Origin of the sequence: Mariniflexile jejuense, assembly GCF_042675665.1 — a bacterium.
Classification (GTDB): Bacteria; Bacteroidota; Bacteroidia; order Flavobacteriales; family Flavobacteriaceae; genus Mariniflexile; species Mariniflexile jejuense.
Map to the genome: position 1 here is coordinate 2,026,712 of NZ_JBHTJI010000001.1, position 23,847 is coordinate 2,050,558.

Sequence of the window (23,847 nt, forward strand, 5' to 3'; positions counted from 1 at the left end):
AACTAAATTAAATTATTAACCAAAAACAACTTTACTAAATTATGAAAACAACTTTACTAAAGAATTTTTTATCATTTTGCACACTGATATTCGGTGTTGGAATGATTAATGCACAGGTAATTACATGGACAGGAACAACTAATACTGACTTTGGAACAGGTACTAACTGGGATTTGGGTACAATACCTGTACCAGCCAATGACGTATCTATTGCACCTGTAACCAACAAACCTATTTTAAGTGCCGCATTAAGTTCTTTACCAGCGACTACTAATACTTTAGACTACATTAGTCATTTAACATTACAAGCCGACTCTGAACTAACATTAGCAGCAAAATTATGGCTATATGCTGGTTCAGGAAATTACTTTGGTGCTGGTAAATTAAACATTGAAACTGGCGCAGACATTAATATTAGAAATCAAGGTCGTTTTGGTACTAATGCTACTTCAACTCAAACTGTAAATGTTAATGGTGGTATAGTTAATACTAAAAACCAATTAATAATAGGTGATGCGGGTGACTGTATATTTAATGTAAACGGTGGTACAGTAACATCTACTCTTAATGGTATTTTATTAGGTAACTATGCTGGCAGAGGTACTTTAAATATTAATGGTGGCCTTACCACTATTAATGCTATTGATATCGATGAGCAACCATCTCGTCCAGGTACAGGAATTATTGTTGTAAATGGAGGCACATTAGAAATTACAAATGCTGCTCTAGAATCAAAAATTAATGGTTATGTAGCCAATGGTAAAATAGTTCCTGCTGGAGGTAAAACACTATCAGTAGTTACCGATTATTTAAATGGTAAAATAACTATTACAGCAGTAGCTGGTACAGCTAAAAAAGTACTTTACTTAAATCAAATTGGTGTTGGGCAAGGCACTGGAGCTTCTGCTCCTGGCGCAGATCCTGTTATTACCATGTTACAATCTGATGCTAATTTTGAGGTAACTTACATAGAGTCTGACCAAAATGGAACACAAATTCCTGCACTTTCTGGTTTTGATTTAGTAATTGCTCAAGAAACTTTTAGTTCTGGTGCTGCTGTTTTTAAACCAGGTGGAAAATTAGGAGTTAAAGATGTTACAATTCCAATTATATATAACAAATCTTATGCGTTTAGAGACGGAAAAGCAGTTACTGATGCAGATGCTTCAGTTCCTAGCTCTCAAACAGATGTTGCTGTAACAGTAGATCCTTTAAACCAAGGTAATGAATTATTTCGTGGTATTAGTTTTGCGGGAGGTAATAATGTAGCAATTTTTGGTTCAGCTACTGCGTCAGATAATGGTACTTCTGGTGGTGGCACTAAATCTATTGATGCTGTTATTAACCTAGATATCACTGCTGGAGGTCAAAGCTTAGCTACAACTACTTACACTACTGACCCTGCTACTTCAATGGTAATTAACTACTTGCCTTCTGGAACTAGATTAGGTACTGCTACAACAGATGTATTAACAGTTAATGCTGTAGCTTTATCGTTTAGTTATGGTGCAACCATTATGGGTAATGGTGCAAATATTTCTTCACAAGCACTTACTATTTGGAGAAATGCTGCATATAAATTAACAGGCTTAGTAGTTCCAAATTCATTATATGTTAACTCTGCTTATTCAGGTACTTTAAGTTTAAATAAAAAACTATCTAACGTATCAACTGATGTCTATGCTATTGGAGATAGAGTTTATGTTTCAAATGTAAAATCTTCTTCTGAAATCAATATATATTCAATTACTGGTGCATTAGTTAAATCATTTAAAACAAATAATGATACAAACTTCAATTTAAAATCTGGTCTTTATATTGCTACCGTTAAAACTTTTGAAGGCACAAAATCAGTAAAATTATTAACAAAATAATCGTTTTTCGTTAATAATCATAATTAAAAAACTAAGGGTACATATTAAAAAATATGTACCCTTTTTGCATGAAAAATATCATGAAAACATATCTAATTAAAATAAACTCTCTTAATTGGAGTGCATAATTATTGTTTTTAATTTCAACTTTATCCGCTTTTAGTCAAACCACAACTTGGGTAGATGCTTTTGATTCCAATTTTTATAATGTAAACAATTGGAGTGATAGATCCATAGATTTTACTAACATACAAAGCAGAACACTTCTTTAAGACTTTGAAAGTGGAAATGGTATACCACAGTAAATTTCAGACCAGGGCACAGGCTAAGCTTGAGATATTCGATTATATAGAAGTATGGTATAACAGAAAAAGAAGGCATTCAGCGCTTGATTACCTAACCCCGAACCAGGTGAAAATGCAATGGCGATAAATAAAAAAGAAGCTGCTTAAAATGCCTCTACTTTTATGTTGCAATTCCAAATTTATATTGGTTATGCTAATGGCAGAAATGGTATTGAAAATATTTTAGATGGCACTTTATACATTGGCTTTTTTTAAGAAATAGCCAACACCCCTTCTGGACAAAATAAAATTGGTGTTTCAATATTTCGGGTGGTAATGTAAAAGTTGCTAGAGGTGTAAATATAGTAACTAATGGTCATCGATAATATATCGAACTTTGTCACATAAATTTCATCTAAAAAACACCTTACTAACGGCAATAAAATTAATTAAATATTGAAGACAAAGCTTTAGATGTTTGTTTTTTAAAAGTTTCACTTAATGAACCAGTTACAATTAAAACAGTAAAGAAAGAATAAAAAATATTATTAATAAAAACCAAAAAAGCAGTTTCTAATTTTATAAACAGCCTTTTTGGTTTTTAAAATAGAAGATATTATTTTAAAACTATCTTCTTAACTCAAGTGCAGCCATAATAAATGGACCTAAACCATGAGAATTGTCTGTTAAAATAGGTTCACTTAAATAATATCCATAAGAGCCATCTCTATATGGGTTGCCTCCTAGCCCAGCACTTTTACATATTTGGTTTAAATGAACTTCACCATCTTCATCAACGGTTACTAATTTATTTATTAAACCATCAAAACCCTTATTTGCAATCGTTTCAAATTTATTTGGTAAATAGCCTTTATGCGTTCCTTTGGCAAAAGCATAAATAAACATCGCAGAACCTGAAGCTTCTAAATAATTACCTTCTTTATTTTGCATGTTAGGGACTTGATACCACAATCCAGATTCGTCTTGAAAATGACTTGAAGCTTCAGCCAATTCATTTAAATAAACTACTAATTCTTGATGTTTTGGATGGGCTTCAGGCATGTAATCTAACACATCAACTAAAGCCATCGCATACCATCCTAAAGCTCTTAACCAAATATTTGGTGCTGTACCTGTTTCTTTATTTGCCCAAGGCATTTGTTTACTTTCATCCCAGGCATGAAAATACAATCCTGTTTTTTTATCAAAAGCATGTTTGTGTAGTAATTCAAATTGATGTGCAACATCATCTAAATTCTTGCCATTTTCAAATTCAACGGTATATTGTGCATAAAAAGGTTCGCCCATATATAACCCATCTAACCACATTTGATTTGGGTATATTTTTTTGTGCCAAAAACCACCAGATTTTGTTCTTGGATGATTTTCTAATTGCTTACTTAAGGTTTTAATTGCCACTAAATACCTGTCTTCTTTAGTTTTATCATAAAGGTTGAAAAGTAATTTTCCTGAATTGATTAAATCTATATTATAACTTTCAAGTTCATACCCTTTTATTGTGCCTGTACTATCTATCATGGTATCTACAAAATCTTTAATATAATTATAGTAAGCTTCATTTTTTGTAGCCTCATAAAGTCTTTCATATGCCTTTAATACTAAACCGACCTTATACTCCCATTTTGGTTCAGGAATATAATCAATATCCCAAGCTTTTGGATTACGTTTCAATATTGACAGAGCCATACGTTCAGACCATTTTAAGGAATCTGAAATTAACAATCTGTCATTTGATGGATCTTTTTCGTTTGTTTTTTTATTAGTTTGGCTAAAACTTACATTAATAACTGATAGGAAAACAATAAAAATTATAAGTGATATTTTGCTTTTATATATCATAGTTTAAAAAAATAATTGAGCTTTAAATTAAAAATAATAACCCGCAACATATTTGAAGCGGGTTATTAAATATATAAAAATTATAATTATTATTCTGAAGCGTGACCGTAACCTTGGGTTATATGCCCGTAAGATTGCTCTAAAGTTGCTGACGGTATTGCTCTAATATAGCGTGGTGGTTGTCCTGCTGTATAATAAGAATCAGGATATCCCTTAAATATATCAGATGTATACTGACTTTCATTTGCAATAATATTTGCACCCCAAGGTGCTTTAACATAACCTTGTGCTTGTAAAGCTAAAGCAACTGGTCCATTTGGATCGATATACTCATATAATCCTCTAATAGCTAAGTTTACTTTATTACTAGGTAATGTACTAATATAATCTGTCCAAGTATCGCTAGTTCCTCTCCAACCTGGTACTAATACTGGATATTTTGGGTCTGCAGTAGTAATTCCAGCAGGTGTTTGCGCTGTTAATAATTTTAATGATGGATCAATTTCTGTTTTAATGTTTACATATTTTGTCCAAACATAATTAGAAATTGTCATACCTGTTTCTGGAAACGTATAATATCCGTTCGTTTTCAGACCATTGACCATCGCTATTTGTCTATCACGTAATTTTTTTATACGTTCTGGCATTTTACCATAAAGCGTCATGTCCCAACGTGTTTTACCTTCACCTGCAAGCTCCAATTTACGTTCAAAAGCGATTGCATCTATTAATGCTTGACCTGATTTACCATCAACATAGCTGGTAACAAACGTCGCTTGATCTGCTGTTGAAAATGCGCGACTACGTACTTTTTTGAAATATGTTTTTGCTGTAACCTCATCACCTGTTGCTGCGGCTGCATAAGCTAAATCTAGCATCACATCAGCCATACGTAATTGTTGCCAATTACATCCAGATTGACGTTGTTTAGCTTCATACGGATCTTTAAATCGGGCTTCATCTAACTTGTTCATAGCTAAACCTCCTTTTTCACGACTACCTGGTGCAAAGTTCATTAATATTTCTGAAGCTTTACCAGAGTTTCCTGTTACACATGCTGTAACATCGCGTCTTTTATCGTTTGGTTGAAAATCTCCGTAGTAAAAACTTGCATAAATACGTGCTTGACCATAGTTTTTAGCTGGATAACCATTAGAACCTGGACCACCAGATGGACGTCCAAATGAATATGGAAAATCGGAGTTATAACCTTGAGTATATCCTGATTCGTATAATGATTCTGGACTCACTTCTAGATCCATTAAATATTGGAAATTACGTTGAAACGGATTGTTAAAACTAGCACCCCTTGAATCAGTTTCAATTAAACGTGCAGTTCCTGCGTTTTCTACAGCTTTTAAATAGTAATTTTTTGCAGTTGTCATAAAAGTTTGCCAATCGCTTCTTCTTACGTATTTAGCTTTCCATGTGTCATTTTCAATACCAATTTGATCGAATGATACACTACCATAATTAAAATCAGTACGTCTTAATTGGTATCCTGCTGCATCAAATGCTAATCGTCCTATCAAAGCATATCCATAGGTTCCTGAAAAACGCTCTGCATTTAACCCACCTTCTCCCAAACGGTACATTAATGGCACTACTTTTTTAAGAGCTTCTATTTCTCTTTCATAAACAATATCTCTTGAAGTTAACCCTAAAGTATCTGTTTGTGATTTGGTTCTTAAAGGGTAATCAAAATATGGAACATCGCCAAAATAACGCACTAGTAATTTATAACAAGTTGCTCGTGCTACAAGTGCTTCTCCATATATTTGTGTCCAAGCACTAGGTATTCCTGCTGTTTTTGCTTTTTGATATGCATCTTTACCGTCTAGAGATTCTAAGATAATATTACAACGGTTAATAATTCGAAAACATTCATTCCATGTTGGTCGTGCATTGGAATCATCAATAAGATGCTCGGATGCAAATAACCCTTCTGGTATGTGACGCGATTGTGAACTGTAATTTTCTGGATGACATTCAGAATCTGAACCCACTACTTCTGTTTCATAATAAAGTAATCTGTCTAAGTCATACCAAATATTATAAATACCTGACAATACTTTTTGTGCATCTTCTGGTGATGCTAATACAAAATCCTCATCTACATTTGATGGAGCTTCAACGTCCAAAAAATCTTTTTGGCAAGCAGTAGTTACCATCATAAGTACCGCCATTAATATATAAACTAATTTTTTCATGATTTTCAATTTTTTATTAGATTAAAATTCAACATTTACACCAAATGTAAATGTACGAGAACGTGGATAAGACCCAAAATCTAACCCAGGTGTTGGGTAGAATTGACTTCTTGTTGCATCTGTATTTACCTCAGGATCAAAACCATTATACCCTGTTATAGTAAATACATTGTACACAGAACCATATACTCGGAATCTGTTAATTCCAAATCTATCAACAACCGACTTAGATAATGTATATCCTAAAGTTGCAGTGTTCAACCTTAAAAAAGAGCCATCTTCAATAGCAAAAGTAGATACTATAGTGCTTTCTGGGTAAGGCAAATGTGTTGTAGCATTAGCATTAAGCGCATCTAATGCTGCTGGGTCTAAAACTTTGGTTAACTGCCCATTTATAATATCATAAATTTTATAATGACCTGCTAACTCTTGGTATCTATTTCTATATAAACCAGCTTCTTTATTTCCTAAATATGCTTGTTGATGTGTTGCATTATAAATATCGTTTCCAACGCTCCAGTTAAAGTTTAAAGCAAAATCAAACGCTTTATAGTTTCCTGATAAACTAAAACCACCTGTATGTGCTGGATTTACATCACCAATAATTGTAATATCTTGATCATCAATTAATCCATCGCCATTTAAATCTTTTGCTTTTTGAACTCCTGGATAAGCTGTTTGCGATCCTGGTTTGTTTGAGTTTGTACCATATACAAACCCTAATACACCACTAGCATAATCTGCTACTCCTGACTTTAAAGTGTATATTTGAGTGGTTGGATTATAATCAAAATCATCTGTAGTATACCATCCATCGTGTGTATAGCCTCTAATTAAACCAACTGGCTTACCTACTTCAAACACATAATCTTCTCTTGGGTTTTGTGCTACACCACCCCAACCGGAGCCGTAAGATCCCTCTACCCCATCGGCTAATTTATCAATATTTCCTTTATTAACGTTTACGTTAATACTGGCTTGTAAATTAAAATCTTCGGAGGTTACTAGATCTGCATTTAATGAAATCTCGATACCTTTATTACTGGTTTGTCCAATGTTTTCTTGTGTGAATTCAAAACCTGTGATACCTGATACTGGTGATACTAATAATAAATCTTTAACCGTATTTTTATAAACCTCGATAGTACCAGAAAGTTTACTATTTAAAATAGAAAAATCTACACCTAAGTTTCTTGTAATGGTTGTTTCCCATTTTAAATCTGGGTTTGCTAACAATGCAGATGCTGGAGTATAGTTAGGCTGTAGCACTTCATTTATAGAATATGTACCAACACCAGAAGCCCAACTTTGTTTCCATAATTCTGAACTTATGGCATCGCTACCTACTGAACCGTAAGATAAACGCACTTTAAGATCATCAATCCAAGTAGCTTCTTTTAAGAAATCTTCTTTTGAAGCTCTCCATGCTAAAGCGGCAGCTGGAAAATACCCCCAACGATTACTTGGTGCGAACCTTGAAGATCCATCAGCACGCAATGTAGCAGTTAACAAATACTTATCTAATAATGAATAATTTACACGTCCAAAATATGATTGCAATCTGTTGGCAGGTGCTACATTTGAAAAGAAGAAGTTTTGATCACCTTGAGTGGTATCATAATCTCGTAAGTTTGCAAAAGCTCTGTCTGCATCATAGGCTTTTGGATATCTAACGCCTCTGGCATCAATACTTTCAGAACCAGAATCGGCAACCTCCATACCTGCAAGTAAACTTAACTTGTGGTCATCGCCTAAACCTTGTACTTCATAGTTTAAGGTATTTACCCAACGTAAATTCCAACCTTCGCTTGATACTAAACGTGCATTACCACCAAATGTTTTTTCTCCAGTTGAAGGATTTATGTAGTTATTAGCATAAGCACCTGTCCAAACTTTTCGTCTACTCCAGTTAACACTTAAACCTAAATCTGTTTTTGCAGTAAGTCCTTCTAGTATTTTCCAACTTAAAGCTGAATTTGCTACCAAAGAACGTTTGGTGTTTGAATTAAAATTATCGTTTAATATAGCTGCTGGATTAAATGCATCTTGTAAAATACTGTTATAATCTCCTAATTGAGAGTTTGAAGTAACATCTAAATCTCCTAACACATCGACAGTATTAATAGGGCGGAAATAATAAGCGGTTGAGTTACCATCATTATCTAACTCCTTTTCTTGGGCATAACGTGTATTTAAAGAGAAATCTAATTTGCTACCTAATTTTTGATCCAATTTAAGTGACACATTACTTCTTTCGTAGCCTGAACCAACTTTATTTCCTTCTTGGTCTAGGTGGTTAAAAGCTAATAAATATCTAGTATTTTCATTTCCACTACTTAAATTAAAGTTATGATTATGAGTAAAAGCACTATTATACAATTCTTTGGTGTAATCTCTACTTTTAACAGTTTTATAATAATCTATACCCGCGGTATTACTTCCACTTTGAGAACCAATAAGCCATAGCTTTTCCCATGCGTCTCTATATTGAGAACCAATAGCATCTGCATAAGCCCAGTTGTAGGCTATATAATCATACCCATTCATTACAGGTATGTATTTAGGTATTACACTATATTGAGTATAACCGTCATAAGTAACGGTTGTCTTCCCTACTTTACCACTTTTTGTTGTTACTATAATTACACCATTTGCACCCCTTGCTCCATAAATGGCTGTTGAAGAGGCATCTTTAAGTACGTCAATACTTTGAATTTGGCTACCAGGTATATTACTAATAGAACTTACAGGGAATCCATCCACAATAAAAAGAGGTTGATTACTTTGAGAAATTGAACCTCCTCCTCTTACTCGAATTGAAATATTAGCTCCTGGTCGTCCATCTTGAGTTGTAACATTTACACCAGGCAGCTTGCCTTGTAAAGCTTGGGCTGCATCTGGAACAGGCACTGCTGCTAACTTTTCTCCTGTAACAGATGAAATTGCACCAGTAACATCTCTTCTTGTTGTGCTTCCATATCCTATTACAACAACTTCATCTAATTGGCTACTATCAGTAACCAAAGATATATTTATAGTTGATTTTCCTGAAACAGAAATTTCTTGAGTTTTAAAACCTAGAAAACTAAATACTAGTATATCTTTTGAATTGGCGTTAATAGAAAAATTTCCGTCAAAATCTGTAGCAGTCCCTTTGGTTGTATTTTTAATTATAATTGATACTCCTGGAAGTGGAACTCCCGTCTCGTCTGTTACCGTACCTTTTACACTAGATACGTTTTGCGCATAATTTGGCAAATAAAATAATATCCCTAAAAGAAGGAAATAATATTTAAAATTCTTTTTTGTTTTCATACTTAATTGTTTAGTTTGGCTTTGTTTTAATTGTTTTTTCTTTTGATAGTTTTTTTCACTCATAGGCTTAAATTGGTTTATTTTAATAGTATACTGGTTGGAAAATATATTTTGAACAGTACTTAATTTCTTATTAAAAACTCTTAAAAGACTTAATGAAATAGAAATGCGGTATCTTTATTTTACGCATGAAAAATTTAAATAATCATTAAAAAAAATATTCATTATTTTCAATTAATAATTGCAATCGATTACACAAAAATAAAAAAAATTATATATATTGCATTACAATTCTTAATTTTTTCTTAAAAAATTCACACTGTAAAATAGCACTGGCAGTTTTATTTCTAAGCGTTGATGCATTTAACAAAAAAATGTTAAAATGTTTCAAACAAATTAATAAGTTTACATTCTTAAATAAAAGGACTAATAACTCATGAATAAAAAAACAACCATTTATGATATAGCAGAAAAACTTAATATTACAGCTGCTACTGTATCAAGAGCTTTAAATGGTAATACTAAAATTAGTGAAGCTACTCGCAAGCTAGTTAACGACACAGCTAAAGAAATGAATTATGAACAAAATAAACTTGCTTTGGCTCTTAAAAGTGGTAAAAGTTTCAATATTGGTGTTATTGTCCCGCGTATTGATAGTAATTTTTTTGCGTCAGTTATTAGAGGTATTGAAGAAGAATTATACCCACATGGATATCATGTTATTATATGCCAAACCCATGACCAAGAAAATTTAGAAATTGAAAACATAAATTCCTTACTTAATGCGCAGGTAGATGGTATTTTAATGTCTATATCTAATGCTAAATTAGAAACTAGTGAACACTTTCAAAAGCTTCTTAGGAAAGGTGTTCCACTAATATTTTTTGACAGAAAAAAAGATATACCTGGCGTAAGCTCTGTTACTATTGATGATTTTAAAGGTGCTTATGATGCTACTAAGCATTTAATAAATCAAGGTTGTAAGCGTATTGCTCATTTATCAAACAATAGAGAAATGCAAATTTTTAAAAATAGATATTTAGGTTACAAACAAGCCCTTATTGATAGTGGTATTGAATTTGATGAAAGTATTGTTATAGAAACAATGAGTAAAGTTTTGGAAGGTAGAAAAACCACTAAACTACTTTTAAATATGAATTATCCTCCTGATGCTATATTTTCTTCAAGTGATTTTACAGCACTAGGTGCTATTGAAGAAATAAAGGCACATGGTTTAAAAATTCCAGAAGATGTAAGTGTAGTTGGTTTTAGTAATGAACCTTTCACTAGATTTATGGAACTTTCTATAACATCTGTAGACCAGTCACCAATTGAAATGGGTAGGATAGCTGCAAAAGTTTTCTTAGAAGAAGCCAACAATAGTAAAAAAATTAAATCTGAGAAACGAGTTGTTTTATCACCAGAATTAATTATCAGAGACTCTTCCTTAAAACTAAAAAACTAATAGATAATTACATAAAAAAACCAAGATAAATGTCTTGGTTTTTTTATGCTTGATTTTATTAAGTTCTTATAATGACACACCTCGTCTCCAAGGAATAAAATCATTTTGATTTAGTAATTTTGCTTTGGTTTGTACTTTACCACTTGCAACTTCAATAATAAACCCTAACATTTCATCTGCCATTTCTTCAATGGTTTTTTCACCACGTATTACTGCACCTGTTTCAATATCGATGATATCTGGCATACGTTCTTTAAGCTCTGTATTTGAAGACACTTTAATAATTGGCGCAATTGGGTTTCCTGTTGGTGTTCCTAAACCTGTGGTAAATAATACCACATTAGCTCCAGAACCTACCATTGCTGTAGTGCTTTCTACATCATTACCTGGTGTACATAATAAGTTTAATCCTGGTTTAGTAATGTATTCACCATAATCTAAAACATCTTGTACTGGTGATGTACCACCTTTTTTAGCAGCACCTGCCGATTTCATAGCATCGGTAATTAAACCGTCTTTTATGTTACCAGGTGATGGATTCATATCAAAACCAGATCCTGCATCAACTACTGATTTTTCATAAGCTTTCATAAGCTTTAAAAACTTCTCGCCTTTTTCATCTTCCACACAACGGTTAACTAATTCTTGCTCTACACCACATAATTCTGGGAATTCTGATAAAATAGCTGTACCATTTAAAGCTGATAACATATCGGAAACAACACCTAACGTTGGATTTGCCGATATACCTGAAAATCCGTCTGAACCTCCACACTCTAATCCTACTCGTAATTTAGATAATGGCGCTGGTTTTCGTTCTGCAACGTTGGCTACTTTAATAGCTTCAAAAGATTCTTTTACAATAGCAGTAAGCATTTCTTCCACTGTACCCATTTTTTGTTGTTCAAACATAAGAACAGGCTTGTTTAAGTTAGGATTGATATTTTTCAATGCTTCTTTAAACACACTTATTTGAAGGTTTTGACACCCTAAACTCAATACGGTTGCTCCTGCTACATTTGGATTGTTTACATAGCCTGCCAATAATTTAGCTAGACTTTCAGAATCTTGACGAATACCACCACAACCTCCTGGATGCGTTATAAATTTCACATCTATATTATCAAAAACATCTGTTGTTGTTGAAGCGACTTCAGTTTCTTCATTACCACTTACTAACGAGCGTAATAAGGTTTGATATGGGTTTACTTTTTGCTTTAAAAGTTCTTTTTCAAAAACATCTTTTAAAATTTCAATGTTTCGGTTTTCACAAAAAACTAATGGAAAAAATAGCCATACGTTTTCTGTTCCTACTTGCCCATCTTCTCTGTGGTATCCTAAAAAGGTTTTATCTTTCCATTTATCAACATTTGGTGCTGTCCATGTAAAAGTTTCAGTTCTTCCAAATACTTTTTCGCTTTGATGTTTTACATTTTCAGTTGTTAACACATCACCTTTTTCAATAACACCATTAGCTGAACCTACTAAAACACCATACATAATGATTCTGTCTCCAGATTCAAATTTTTGTAAAGCAATTTTATGTTTTGACTTAGTGTCTGATAATACTTTAACATCTTCTCCTTCAAAAGAAATAATTTCTCCTGCGGTTAAATTTACTAAAGCAACTGCAACATTATCGGATGCATTTACTTTCATTATTTTCTTTTGCATACTAATAATTTAAATTAGTTCTGTTTAAAACTTTTTGCTGTAATTAGCAAATCCTGCTTCAATACCATTAGCATCAATTTCTTTTAGAGCTAAAGCAACTGCTTCAGTTAAGTTTTCAACTTTGGTTAAATCTTCACCCCAATAATCACTTATACTTAATGCATTTTTAGCTACTTCAGTATAATCATTTGATTTCCATATTTTAGCAAATGTTGCCACAATATCATCGCTGTCTTGAACTGGTAACGCTTCACCATTCCAAGTACCTTTGTAAAAACGTATTAAACTTGCAAACGCAAATGTTAGATTGGTTGGAAGTTTTTTGTTGATTTTTACATAGCCTAATAAACTTGGTAGTACGCGTACTGTAAACTTTGAGATTGAATTTAAAGCAATGCTTGATAGGTTGTGAATGATGAATGGATTTCTGAAACGATCGAAAATTTCATCAGAGAAACTGTTTAATTCGTTTCTATCCATTTCAAGGGTGTCGCTAATTTCGTCAAAAACCGCTTTATGTATGAATGGACCTGTAAATTCGTTATCTACAGATTGTTTTACTGTTTTGTTTCCATAAAGCAATGAAAAAGGTACCATGGCGGTGTGTGCACCGTTTAAAATACGAACTTTTCTAGTACGGTAAGGTTGCATATCATCAACAATCTTAACATCTAAACTTGTTTTATGGAATGGTAATTTTGCTTTCAAATCATTACCCCCTTCAATTACCCAAAGTAAAAATACTTCGGCTGCTACTATTAAATTATCTGAATAATCTAATTGTGCATTGTAAGCTTCTATTTCATCTTTTGGATACCCTGGAACAATTCTATCAACCAATGTGCTGTGGAAAGCATTACTTTCTAAAAGCCATGTTTTGAAGTCATCACCTAAATTCCAATCGATTACATACTTTAATATAATTTCTTTTAAAGTTTCAGAATTGTGGTTAATTAATTCACAAGGAATGATAGTTAAACCTTTACCTGCATCGCCATTGAAATGTTTGAAACGTTCGTGTAAAAGCACTGTTAATTTTGCTGGAAATGAACTTGGAGGTTGCATTTCTGCCGTATCTGAACCTACATAAGCAATACCTGCTTCGGTAGTATTAGAAATAATAAACTCTAACGATGGTTCTTTAGCTAAACTTAAGTAATCTTGAAAATTAGCATATGGATCTACCGCTTTTACGATGTTAGAAATTAATTCAACATCTTGAATTTCTTCACCTTTTTTAACTCCTTTCATGAAAAGCGTATACAACCCGTCTTGATCGTTTAGCATGTTTACTAAACCTCTGTCAATTGGTTGTACTACTGCAATACCTGCGTTAAAATCGGCTTTTTTATTTAGTTCTTGGAATGCATATCCAATAAACGCCCTAAGGAAATTTCCTTCACCAAATTGTACTATTTTAATTGGAAGTTTTTCTTCCAAACCTACATTTTTTCTATTTAATTTTTTAATTGTTGTCATTTTAATATTTATGAATAATAAAAATTATTTTTTACAAATCTGTTATTGGTCTGTATTTTGGAACCAGCGTTTTCATAACCACCCAACCTATTAAGTAACAAACAGCACATATTGAAAAAATAATAAAATATCCAGATTCAATACCTTTAAAGCCCATGAATGCCATATTTGTACTTTCACTAAAATCGAATAAAAGCCCAGAACCTTTATTTATAACTGTTGAACCTAATCCTCCAGCTAAACCTCCAATACCTGTAACGGTAGCAATTGCTTTTTTAGGAAACATATCGCCCACTGTTGTGAAAATATTTGCAGACCAAGCTTGATGTGCTGCACCAGCAATTCCAATAATTATTACAGGAATCCAATATGTATAATGTCCTAATGGTTGTGCTATTAAGGCTAAAAGTGGAAAGAATGCAAAAATTAACATAGCTCTCATTCTGCCTTCATAAGGGTTCATTCCTTTTTTATCTACAAAATAAGTAGGTAGCCATCCACCTATAATTGAAAGTAAAGTTATCATATACAAAACAAATAGTGGGAACGCCGCTTGGGTAGAATCCATACCATAAACCGAACTTAAGTAAGCTGGTGTCCAAAATAAGAAAAACCACCAAACACCATCGGTCATGAACTTTCCAAATGCAAAAGCCCAAGTTTGTTTGTACTTAAAACAATCCATTAAAGAAACTTTTTTTGCAGATTCAGGAATGTATCCTTCTATTTTACTATCTGCAATAATATCTTGTTGAATATATTCCAATTCTGCTGCATTTACTTTTGAATGTTTTTCTGGTTTTTCATATAGAAACACCCAAAAACCCATCCATATAAAACCTAGAGCTCCAATAATGATAAAAGACATTTCCCAACCGTATGCTTCTGCAATGAAAGGTATTGAAATTGGCGCAGCTAATGCACCAACTGTTGCTCCTGCATTAAATATACTTGTAGAGAAAGCGCGATCTTTTTTAGGAAAATATTCTGCAGTAGTTTTTATTGCAGCTGGAAAATTTCCAGCTTCTCCTAACGCTAAAACGAAACGTGCAAAAATAAACAGCGTAACACTAACTGAAATTACTAAACCTGTATCGTTAACTGTTTCAATTATGTTTTTTGCCCCTTCAAAACCAACAAACCAGTTTCCTGTTATATAACCTGATGTTGCAATACCTGCAAAAGCATGTAAACAAGCACCAACAGACCAAACACCAATAGCCCAAAGAAACCCTTTTTTGGTATCCATTATATCTACAAAACGACCAGCAAACAACAAGGAAACAGCGTAAAAAATTGAAAATAATGCAGTTATATTTCCATAATCATTGTTAGTCCAATGAAATTCAGGAGCAATAAAATCTTTCCATGTTAAAGAAAGCACTTGCCTATCTAAATAATTTATAGTTGTTGCCATGAATAGAAGTCCACAAATGGTCCATCTAAACTTTGTTGCTTTTGTTGATGTGTTTTGAGTCATAATTATTAGTTTAATTAGCTTTAAATATACACTTATCCTAAGTATATATTTAAATGTGGTTTATAAAGTTGATGTTTAAAACTTAAAATAGTCTTTAGCGTTATTGTAACTGATGTCTGAAACCATTTTTCCTATCCATTCCATATCATTTGGTAATTCACCTCTTTTTATTTCATCACCTAAAAGGTTACATAAAATTCGTCTGAAATATTCATGCCTTGGGAATGATAAGAAACTTCTAGAATCGGTAAGCATTCCAACAAAACAACTAATTAAACCCATATTTGATAGTGCGTTTAATTGCTTTGTCATGCCATCTTTTTGATCTAAAAACCACCATCCAGAACCAAACTGAACTTTACCTTTTACACTACCATCGTTAAAGTTACCAATCATGGTAGCCATAACTTCATTATCGGCAGGATTTAAGTTGTATATAATGGTTTTAGTTAACTTGTCTTTACTATCCAAAGCATTTAAAAAAGCTGATAGTTTTTGTGCTTGCGGATAATCGCCAATAGAATCCCAACCTGTGTCTGGCCCCAAAATACGATGCATACGCGCATTGTTATTTCGTAAAGCACCTAAATGGAATTGTTGTACCCAACCAAACTCATGGTAGGTTTCGCATAAAAATACTAAAATAGCACTTTGGAATTTTAAAGCTTCCTCGTTCGAAATATTTTTACCTTCTCTTTTCTTAACGAAAATTGATTTCACTTCACTTTCAGTGTAATTTTCAAAATAAATTTGATCTAAACCGTGGTCGCAAAGTTTGCATCCGTTAGCATTAAAAAATTCAATTCGTTTTCTTAAAGCACTTAATAAATCTTCATAAGAATTGATTAAAACACCCGCAGCATTTGCAAGAGAATCCAAATATGAATTATAACCATCTGCATTAATTAAAATGGCTTTATCTGGTCTAAAAGCAGTACTAACTTTTACATTAAAATCGCTTTTTGCTAATTGTTGATGATATTGTAAGTTATCAATAGGATCTTCAGTAGTACAAACCAATTCAGCATTTACTTTTTGTAATAATTGTCGTGTGCTGTGTGTTCCTGCATTTAACTGTGCTTGTGTTTGTTCCCAAACACTTTCAGCGGTCTTTTCACTTAATAAATCGGTGATATCAAAATACCTAGCCAGCTCTAAATGTGTCCAATGGTACAATGGGTTACGCATGGTGTAAGGCACTGTTTTTGCCCAGTTTAAGAATTTATCTTTATCTGAACCTTTACCTGTAATAAACTCTTCATTTACACCTAAAGTACGCATAGCGCGCCACTTGTAATGGTCGCCGTTTATCCACACGTTAGTAATATTACTAAAGGTTTTATCTTGTGCTATTTGTTGTGGTGGTAAGTGATTGTGATAGTCTATAATAGGCTGATGTTTAGAATACGTGTGATACAATTCTTCAGCATATTTATTCTCTAATAAAAAATTGTCGTGAATAAATTTTGTACTCATTTTTGTATTTATGTGAAATTAATTTTCGTTTGAAGGTTTTCCAATAGTAGCTAGAATACCACCATCTACATAAACAACATGACCATTTACAAAGTCACTTGCTTTTGAACTTAAAAATATGGCTGCACCTTGTAAATCTTCAGGATCTCCCCAACGCGCCGCTGGTGTTCTATTAATAATAAATTCGTTAAATGGATGTCCATCAACACGAATTGGTGCTGTTTGACTTGTTGCAAAATATCCTGGACCAATGCCATTTGTTTGAATATTGTATTTTGCCCACTCGGTAGCCATACTTCTAGTTAGCATTTTTAGACCACCTTTTGCAGCAGCGTAAGCACTTACAGAGTCTCTACCTAATTCACTCATCATAGAGCAAATATTAATTATTTTTCCACCACCTCTTTTTATCATGCTTTTTGCAACATGTTTTGAAACAATAAACGGCCCAACCAAATCGATTTTTATAACCAATTCAAAATCAGGAACCTCCATGTCTATGATTGGTGTTCTTTTAATAATACCTGCATTATTTATTAAAATGTCAATAGGTCCAACCTCAGCCTCAATCTTAGCTATAGATTCTGCTACTGCTTTTTCATCAGTAACATCAAATACATAACCATAAGCATTTAAACCTGATGCTTTATATTCTGCTACTGCAGCATCCAAAGAATCAGCACTGTTATTATTAACCACAATAGTAGCTCCTGCATTACCCAAACCTTTTGCCATCGCCATACCTAATCCATGTACTGCGCCTGTTACTAATGCTACTTTCCCTGTTAAATCGAATAAGTTTATTGACATAATTTTATATTTTTATTCCTAGTTTTAATATTTCATTAAATTTTATGACTCTATATTTTTTTAAATAGAGTTCAAATTTACAAAAATTAGAGCTTTCTTTTTTTAGCCTATTCTTTTCATCAAAACCAACTCTTAAACACTTAAATCAAAAGAATACGCTTAAGTTAACAGCACTATTATGATTACTTTAATGTAAAAAATAACCGCACTGTAATCGATTACACAAAAATAATAAAATTATTTTAAAATACTAATTTAATTACTTTTAATATGTTATTTTAAATGATTTTCAAACTCAAAGTTAATTTCGGTCGAAATTTAGAATAAATTAAGTTTGTTTCTATCCTGTACCGTCATGTAAATAGAAAATAAGTTTATGGCTACCTAATTTATAAAATTTTATATTTTTGAGTAGAAAATAAAAAAGCCGAATCTCTCGATTCGGCTTTCCTATATTTAGTGCGGGCGGGGAGACTCGAACTCCCACACCTCGCGGCACCAGATCCTAAGTCTGGCGTGTCTACCAATTCCACCACGCCCGCTAAAGGTGTGCAAATATAAACAAGATTTTTAAATTGCAAACTTCTAAAGGGTAAAAACATTCTTTTTTTCATATTTTTGAAAACACTATACAAATATTTCTATGAATACTATACAATCGTATATTAAAGAACATAAAGACAGATTTCTTAACGAACTAATAGAATTACTTAAAATCCCATCCATAAGTGCCGATTCAGCTTATAAAAAGGATGTTCTAAAAACAGCAGATGCCATTAAAATCAGTTTAGAAAAAGCTGGTTGCGATAGCGTCGAAATTTGTAAAACAGACGGCTACCCTATTGTTTATGGTGAAAAAATAATAAACAAAAACCTACCAACCGTTTTAGTTTATGGGCATTATGATGTGCAACCACCAGATCCATTAAATTTATGGAATTCACCTCCTTTTGAACCTGTTATTAAAAAAACCGAATTACATCCCGAAGGAGCCATTTTTGCACGGGGTGCTTGCGATGATAAAGGGCAAATGTACATGCATGTAAAAGCCATGGAATTCATGACCTCTACAAACCAACTACCTTGCAACGTAAAATTTATGATTGAAGGTGAAGAAGAAGTAGGCAGTTCCAACCTTGCCATTTTCGTGAAAAACAATCAAGAAAAACTTAAAAACGATGTCATTCTCATTTCCGATACTGGCATGATTGCCCAAGATGTGCCATCCATAACCACAGGATTACGCGGATTGAGTTACGTGGAAGTAGAAGTTACAGGTCCAAACCGCGATTTACATTCTGGTTTATACGGTGGCGCTGTGGCAAACCCCATCAACATTTTAGCTAAAATGATTGCTTCTCTTCACGATGAAAACAACCACATCACCATCCCAGGGTTTTACAATAAGGTGGAAGAGCTTTCAAATGAAGAACGTACTGAAATGGCAAAAGCGCCTTTCAATTTAGAAAGCTACAAAAAAGCATTGAACATAGAAGCTGTTTACGGCGAAACAGGCTATACCACCAACGAGCGCAATTCCATACGCCCAACCCTAGATGTAAACGGTATTTGGGGCGGTTACACAGGCGAAGGTGCCAAAACCGTAATAGCCAGTAAAGCCTATGCCAAAATATCCATGCGCTTAGTACCGCATCAAGACTGGGAAGAAATCACCCAATTATTCAAAACCCATTTTGAAAATATCGCTCCAAAAGGTGTTACCGTAAACGTAAAAACGCATCATGGTGGGCAAGGTTATGTAACCCCTATAGACAGTATTGGCTACCAAGCCGCAAGTAAAGCATACCAAGACACCTTTGGCAAAACCCCAATACCTCAGCGTAGTGGCGGTAGTATTCCTATTGTCTCGCTTTTTGAAAAAGAACTAAAAAGCAAAACCATTTTAATGGGCTTCGGGTTAGATAGTGATGCCATTCATTCACCCAACGAACATTTCGGCATTTTCAATTACCTAAAAGGCATCGAAACCATTCCGTTATTTTATAAATATTTCACCGAACTTTCAAAATAATATGGGCGTTACCACAAGGGTCGCGCTTTCCGTTACAAGTCCTCGCTAGCCCCGATAAAAATCGGTACTAGCTGTGGGCTTTTCACTTCAATCGCTAACGCAGTTAGTAATACACCATGAAAAACCAACACTCAAGAAACCTTATTTTTCTTTTAATAGCCACACTTTTTGGCAGTACGTCTGGCCCGTTAGGGAAGTTTATAGATTTAGCACCTCCTGTTGTTATTTGGTGTCGTTGTTTTTTAGGTGGACTCTTTTTATATGCGTTTTGTTACTTCCAAAAAGTAAATCTTAAAATTTATTCAAAAAGAGATTTTACTACCCTTTTTATTAGCGCGCTGTTTTTTGGTGCACATTGGATAACGTATTTCTACGCGCTTAAATTATCAAACGTAGCTATTGGTATGCTATCATTATTCACCTATCCAATGCTTACTGCACTTATTGAACCACTTTTTATTAAAGTGAAATTCGACCCCATGTACATTGTTTTAAGCTTAATGGTTTTATTAGGGCTTTATATATTAACCCCTAGTTTTAACTCTGAAAGTTCTTATTTTGAAGCTATTTTATTTGGCGTTATCTCTGCACTTTTATACGCATTACGCAATATTATTTCTAAAAAATTGATAAGTCGCTACACAGGAACAAGCATCATGTTATATCAACTAGCCATTCTTAGCATTGTATTATTACCTGCCATTTTTTATATGGATACCTCAAATATTTCAAATCAGTTTCCATTTGTAGTTTCGCTTGCTTTAATAACAACCGCTATTGGCCATACCATGATAGTTAGTAGTTTTAAACATTTTTCGGTAAGTACTGCTAGCATCATTAGTAGTACACAACCAGTTTTTGGCATTATACTGGCATTTCTATTTTTAAATGAAATACCTACCTTAAACACGTTTTTTGGTGGTTCGTTAATTCTTGCTACGGTTGTTATTGAAAGTGTTCGGTCAAGAAATAAATAAAAAACAGACCCTCAAACAAGGCAATTTATAAATTTATGGCAAATATGAATAACCTTTTTTTGTTTTCCAAAGAAAGTATTTCTCAAATAAAATTTTAGAAAAATCATAAAAAATATTAGGAATCATAATTGCAAATTTTCTAGGTTTAAATAGTTTATCACTTAAAATGATAACTTCTTTTTTTCCTGCATCCATAATACATATTCCTGGTATTTTGCCCCATGCTTTTTTCTTCAATTCTGTTTTTCCTTCAGAAACTCTAATAATGTTTTCTGCTACAATTTTTCCAGTTTCATCAGATGGATAACCTGTTTTTGGACCAGAAAAAGGCACTTTACCTGGTTTAAATGGCAATTTCACATCTACAGCTATACCAGCAGCCCAAACATTATGAATTTCTATATGTCTGTAATCATCAGTTACTGGAATATATCCTGTAGCAGTTGCTTTAAGTTCAGGAGAGTTACTCACAAAATCTACTCCTATGAAAGGAGGCATAAGCATTGTAAATTTGCTTGGAAGTTCTTCGTCGGTGGTTAAAATTACTTTATCTTTCTTCACCTCTTTAACACCAACTTCGGTTCTATAGTGAATATTGAACATTTTCATGAACGATTTTAGCATAGTTTCCCCGCCTGTTATACCATCAATACCAAAGTGGCCTAAAAATGTTTCAGGCGTAATCCAATATAAATCTACTTTTTTTCTAATTTGTTGTTCTCTTAACCATTTTTCAATATTGAAGAGAAACTCATAAGCAGCACCCATACAGCCTGCATTTTGGGTTGCACCTATTACTATTGACCCAGGGTTTTGTTTAAATTCTTCTAAAGCCTTTCTTATTTTTAACGCTCCATTTGGAGTGCCAACATAATAAGCAAATTCTTCAACGCCTGGCGCAACATCATATTTTACTTTAGGACCTGTAGCTATTACCAAATTATCATAATATACTTCTTCTTTGTTAGTTATTATAACTTGTTTTTTAACATCTACTTTTAGTGCTTCTGCAATTTTAAAATCAATTCCTTTATTTTTTAATATCTCATCTTTTCTAAAAGATATATCTTTAATTTCTCGTCTACCAAAAGGCACCCAAATTAATGATGGGATAAATAAAAACAAAGGAGATTTATCTATCATAATCACTTTATGTTGGTCTTTTCCTTTACGCTTAACCTCAAGAGCTGCCGTCATACCAGCAAAATTACCTCCTACTACTACCGTTGTTGTCATAACTTTAAGTTTAATAACATAAAGTTAATGACTAACTTTATTTTTTGGTGTAACCAATGTTACATAATAGTAAAAGTCATTTAATTTGCTTTTAATGTAACAAATTGACTAATTTAACGTTCTAACAATCAATCATCAATCAAAATCAATCAATATGTTAAAGCAATTCTTTATTATTTGCTCGGGTTCAGACACCGATATTTTAAACACTTGTTCTAAAGGCGAACAAAACAAATACGCAGGCATTGGTGCCACTGTATTTTTTACTGCTGTTATGGCATTTATTGCTGGTAGTTACGCACTATACACAGTTTTTGATAACCTGTATTCTGCAATCTTATTTGGGTTTATTTGGGGTTTACTTATTTTTAATTTAGACCGCTACATTGTTTCTACCATTAAAAAAACAGGCAGTGTTTTAGATGAATTTATACAAGCTTCTCCCAGAATAATATTGGCTGTTATTATAGCCATCGTCATTTCAAAACCTTTAGAATTAAAGATTTTTGAAAAAGAAATTAATCAGGTTTTATTAGAACAGAAAAACGATTTAACACTTGCCAATAAGAACCAAATAGCAAAACAATTCAACCCAAATATTGAAAATTTAAACAAAAATATTACTGCTTTACAACAAGAAATAGCAACCAAAGAGGCGGAAGTTAATGCTCTTTATGATACGTATATAGCAGAAGCCGAAGGAACTGCAGGAACCAAATTATTAGGAAAAGGACCTGTTTATAAAGAAAAACGAGACAAACATGATGCTTTACTAGCCGAATTACAACTACTAAAGGCTGAAAATAAAACTAAAATTGAAGCTACTGAAACTCAAATAGCATCATTAAAAGGTGATTATGAAACCCAAGTTTCAAATACACAACCTATTATTAATAATTTTGATGGTTTAATGGCACGTGTTAACGCCTTAGGCAAACTACCGTGGTTACCTTCGTTTTTTATATTCTTATTGTTCTTGGCTATTGAAACCTCACCTATTTTCGCTAAACTATTATCACCAAAAGGTGCTTACGATTATAAGTTAGAAGACGAAGAAACAGCTTTAAAAACAAATGTGGCTCAAAATAAAAAGCAACGTGAAGTGATGCTAAAAACAGATTTTGCTATTAACGACCGTATTTATGCCGATTTAGAAAATGAAGACGAACTATACACCTATAAGCGCACAAAAGCGAGGGAACTTATGCAGCTTCAGGCAGATGCCTTTTATAAACAACAAAAAAATATACTTTAGTCTGCCTTTTTACACAGCAAGACTTTCCAATGGAAAATAGAAGCGATGCTTCTAAGTTTTATTTGAATTATGCAGCTATTTCCGTTTTGAAATGATTGTATAAATCTTTACAACCTAAACCAATAATAGACAAACTTTTGTTTTTAGCTATAGCTTCTTTATGAAGTGCTGTTAAGGCATTTACACCTAAACGATCCATACTTTCAACTTCTTCAATGCTAATAGTTAGTACATCTAGGTTTTCAAAAATATTTTTGAATTGACTATTAAAAACGTCTAAATTATTTTTGTCTAGAGTTCCTTTAATTTTAAAAAAATTGTTGCAGTTTGAAATTTTTAAATCCATAATAAGTTAATTTTAGTTGATTAAACAATACATTTAGGGCTATTAATTAGTTTACTATGAGGTAAATATAAATA

General features: G+C 32.9%; 16 protein-coding genes and 1 tRNA gene. 6 read left to right on the forward strand and 11 right to left on the reverse strand.

What is annotated here, in order from left to right:
- Nucleotides 1-41: 41 nt before the first annotated feature.
- Nucleotides 42-1,874, forward strand: coding sequence for a T9SS type A sorting domain-containing protein (locus ACFQ1R_RS08600; protein WP_379925749.1), 1,833 nt, complete (start codon nucleotides 42-44; stop codon nucleotides 1,872-1,874).
- A gap of 237 nt (nucleotides 1,875-2,111) precedes the next feature.
- A complete protein-coding gene (locus ACFQ1R_RS08605; RefSeq protein ID WP_379926325.1) occupies nucleotides 2,112-2,306 on the forward strand; it encodes an IS3 family transposase in 195 nt (64 codons plus the stop codon).
- A gap of 479 nt (nucleotides 2,307-2,785) precedes the next feature.
- On the opposite strand, the gene ACFQ1R_RS08610 is transcribed toward ACFQ1R_RS08605, so the two are convergent.
- From ACFQ1R_RS08610 to ACFQ1R_RS08620, 3 genes are all read right to left on the reverse strand, one after another.
- Entirely contained in the window at nucleotides 2,786-4,018 is a 1,233-nt protein-coding gene (locus ACFQ1R_RS08610; RefSeq protein ID WP_379925750.1) for a glycoside hydrolase family 88/105 protein, read from the reverse strand.
- Between the two features lie 89 nt (nucleotides 4,019-4,107).
- Entirely contained in the window at nucleotides 4,108-6,228 is a 2,121-nt protein-coding gene (locus tag ACFQ1R_RS08615; RefSeq protein ID WP_379925751.1) for a RagB/SusD family nutrient uptake outer membrane protein, read from the reverse strand.
- Nucleotides 6,229-6,249: 21 nt separating this feature from the next.
- The gene (locus ACFQ1R_RS08620; protein WP_379925752.1) at nucleotides 6,250-9,543 is read right to left on the reverse strand and encodes a SusC/RagA family TonB-linked outer membrane protein; all 3,294 of its coding nucleotides are present in this window, start codon (nucleotides 9,541-9,543) and stop codon (nucleotides 6,250-6,252) included.
- Between the two features lie 436 nt (nucleotides 9,544-9,979).
- On the opposite strand from ACFQ1R_RS08620, the gene ACFQ1R_RS08625 reads away from it, so the two are divergent.
- Nucleotides 9,980-11,008, forward strand: a complete 1,029-nt coding sequence (locus tag ACFQ1R_RS08625; protein WP_379925753.1) for a LacI family DNA-binding transcriptional regulator — start codon at nucleotides 9,980-9,982, stop codon at nucleotides 11,006-11,008.
- Nucleotides 11,009-11,074: 66 nt separating this feature from the next.
- On the opposite strand, the gene ACFQ1R_RS08630 is transcribed toward ACFQ1R_RS08625, so the two are convergent.
- The 6 genes from ACFQ1R_RS08630 to ACFQ1R_RS08655 form a co-directional block, all read right to left on the reverse strand.
- Nucleotides 11,075-12,682 carry a UxaA family hydrolase gene (locus tag ACFQ1R_RS08630; protein WP_379925754.1) on the reverse strand — a complete coding sequence of 536 codons (1,608 nt, stop codon included), beginning with the start codon at nucleotides 12,680-12,682 and terminating at the stop codon, nucleotides 11,075-11,077.
- 24 nt (nucleotides 12,683-12,706) lie between these two features.
- Nucleotides 12,707-14,152 (reverse strand): tagaturonate reductase, encoded by a 1,446-nt coding sequence (locus ACFQ1R_RS08635; protein ID WP_379926326.1) that lies wholly within the window; start codon nucleotides 14,150-14,152, stop codon nucleotides 12,707-12,709.
- A gap of 40 nt (nucleotides 14,153-14,192) precedes the next feature.
- A complete protein-coding gene (locus ACFQ1R_RS08640; RefSeq protein WP_379925755.1) occupies nucleotides 14,193-15,641 on the reverse strand; it encodes an MFS transporter in 1,449 nt (482 codons plus the stop codon).
- A 75-nt stretch (nucleotides 15,642-15,716) separates the two neighbouring features.
- Nucleotides 15,717-17,117 (reverse strand): glucuronate isomerase, encoded by a 1,401-nt coding sequence (gene uxaC, locus ACFQ1R_RS08645; protein WP_379925756.1) that lies wholly within the window; start codon nucleotides 17,115-17,117, stop codon nucleotides 15,717-15,719.
- An 18-nt stretch (nucleotides 17,118-17,135) separates the two neighbouring features.
- Nucleotides 17,136-17,927: a gluconate 5-dehydrogenase gene (locus ACFQ1R_RS08650; protein ID WP_379925757.1), complete on the reverse strand. Its 792-nt coding sequence runs from the start codon at nucleotides 17,925-17,927 to the stop codon at nucleotides 17,136-17,138.
- Nucleotides 17,928-18,387: 460 nt separating this feature from the next.
- Nucleotides 18,388-18,469 (reverse strand) — tRNA-Leu (locus ACFQ1R_RS08655).
- Nucleotides 18,470-18,570: 101 nt separating this feature from the next.
- On the opposite strand from ACFQ1R_RS08655, the gene ACFQ1R_RS08660 reads away from it, so the two are divergent.
- Together ACFQ1R_RS08660 and ACFQ1R_RS08665 are read left to right on the forward strand one after the other, a co-directional pair.
- A complete protein-coding gene (locus tag ACFQ1R_RS08660; RefSeq protein WP_379925758.1) occupies nucleotides 18,571-19,959 on the forward strand; it encodes a dipeptidase in 1,389 nt (462 codons plus the stop codon).
- Between the two features lie 116 nt (nucleotides 19,960-20,075).
- The gene (locus ACFQ1R_RS08665) at nucleotides 20,076-20,936 is read left to right on the forward strand and encodes a DMT family transporter (protein WP_379925759.1); all 861 of its coding nucleotides are present in this window, start codon (nucleotides 20,076-20,078) and stop codon (nucleotides 20,934-20,936) included.
- Between the two features lie 33 nt (nucleotides 20,937-20,969).
- On the opposite strand, the gene ACFQ1R_RS08670 is transcribed toward ACFQ1R_RS08665, so the two are convergent.
- Nucleotides 20,970-22,172 carry an NAD(P)/FAD-dependent oxidoreductase gene (locus ACFQ1R_RS08670; RefSeq protein WP_379925760.1) on the reverse strand — a complete coding sequence of 401 codons (1,203 nt, stop codon included), beginning with the start codon at nucleotides 22,170-22,172 and terminating at the stop codon, nucleotides 20,970-20,972.
- 154 nt (nucleotides 22,173-22,326) lie between these two features.
- Here ACFQ1R_RS08670 and ACFQ1R_RS08675 point away from each other — a divergent pair, with 154 nt between their 5' ends.
- Entirely contained in the window at nucleotides 22,327-23,427 is a 1,101-nt protein-coding gene (locus tag ACFQ1R_RS08675; RefSeq protein WP_379925761.1) for a DUF4407 domain-containing protein, read from the forward strand.
- Between the two features lie 67 nt (nucleotides 23,428-23,494).
- Here ACFQ1R_RS08675 and ACFQ1R_RS08680 read toward each other — a convergent pair whose 3' ends face one another.
- The gene (locus ACFQ1R_RS08680) at nucleotides 23,495-23,773 is read right to left on the reverse strand and encodes an STAS domain-containing protein (protein WP_379925762.1); all 279 of its coding nucleotides are present in this window, start codon (nucleotides 23,771-23,773) and stop codon (nucleotides 23,495-23,497) included.
- Nucleotides 23,774-23,847 lie beyond the last annotated feature (74 nt).

Excerpts from the sequence above, each read along its gene's own strand:
- ACFQ1R_RS08600 (WP_379925749.1), top strand. The coding sequence starts at position 42 with ATGAAAACAACTTTACTAAAGAATTTTTTATCATTTTGCACACTGATA.
- ACFQ1R_RS08610 (WP_379925750.1), bottom strand. The coding sequence starts at position 4,018 with ATGATATATAAAAGCAAAATATCACTTATAATTTTTATTGTTTTCCTA.
- ACFQ1R_RS08615 (WP_379925751.1), bottom strand. The coding sequence starts at position 6,228 with ATGAAAAAATTAGTTTATATATTAATGGCGGTACTTATGATGGTAACT.
- ACFQ1R_RS08620 (WP_379925752.1), bottom strand. The coding sequence starts at position 9,543 with ATGAAAACAAAAAAGAATTTTAAATATTATTTCCTTCTTTTAGGGATA.
- ACFQ1R_RS08625 (WP_379925753.1), top strand. The coding sequence starts at position 9,980 with ATGAATAAAAAAACAACCATTTATGATATAGCAGAAAAACTTAATATT.
- ACFQ1R_RS08630 (WP_379925754.1), bottom strand. The coding sequence starts at position 12,682 with ATGCAAAAGAAAATAATGAAAGTAAATGCATCCGATAATGTTGCAGTT.
- ACFQ1R_RS08640 (WP_379925755.1), bottom strand. The coding sequence starts at position 15,641 with ATGACTCAAAACACATCAACAAAAGCAACAAAGTTTAGATGGACCATT.
- uxaC (WP_379925756.1), bottom strand. The coding sequence starts at position 17,117 with ATGAGTACAAAATTTATTCACGACAATTTTTTATTAGAGAATAAATAT.
- ACFQ1R_RS08650 (WP_379925757.1), bottom strand. The coding sequence starts at position 17,927 with ATGTCAATAAACTTATTCGATTTAACAGGGAAAGTAGCATTAGTAACA.
- ACFQ1R_RS08660 (WP_379925758.1), top strand. The coding sequence starts at position 18,571 with ATGAATACTATACAATCGTATATTAAAGAACATAAAGACAGATTTCTT.
- ACFQ1R_RS08665 (WP_379925759.1), top strand. The coding sequence starts at position 20,076 with ATGAAAAACCAACACTCAAGAAACCTTATTTTTCTTTTAATAGCCACA.
- ACFQ1R_RS08670 (WP_379925760.1), bottom strand. The coding sequence starts at position 22,172 with ATGACAACAACGGTAGTAGTAGGAGGTAATTTTGCTGGTATGACGGCA.
- ACFQ1R_RS08675 (WP_379925761.1), top strand. The coding sequence starts at position 22,327 with ATGTTAAAGCAATTCTTTATTATTTGCTCGGGTTCAGACACCGATATT.
- ACFQ1R_RS08680 (WP_379925762.1), bottom strand. The coding sequence starts at position 23,773 with ATGGATTTAAAAATTTCAAACTGCAACAATTTTTTTAAAATTAAAGGA.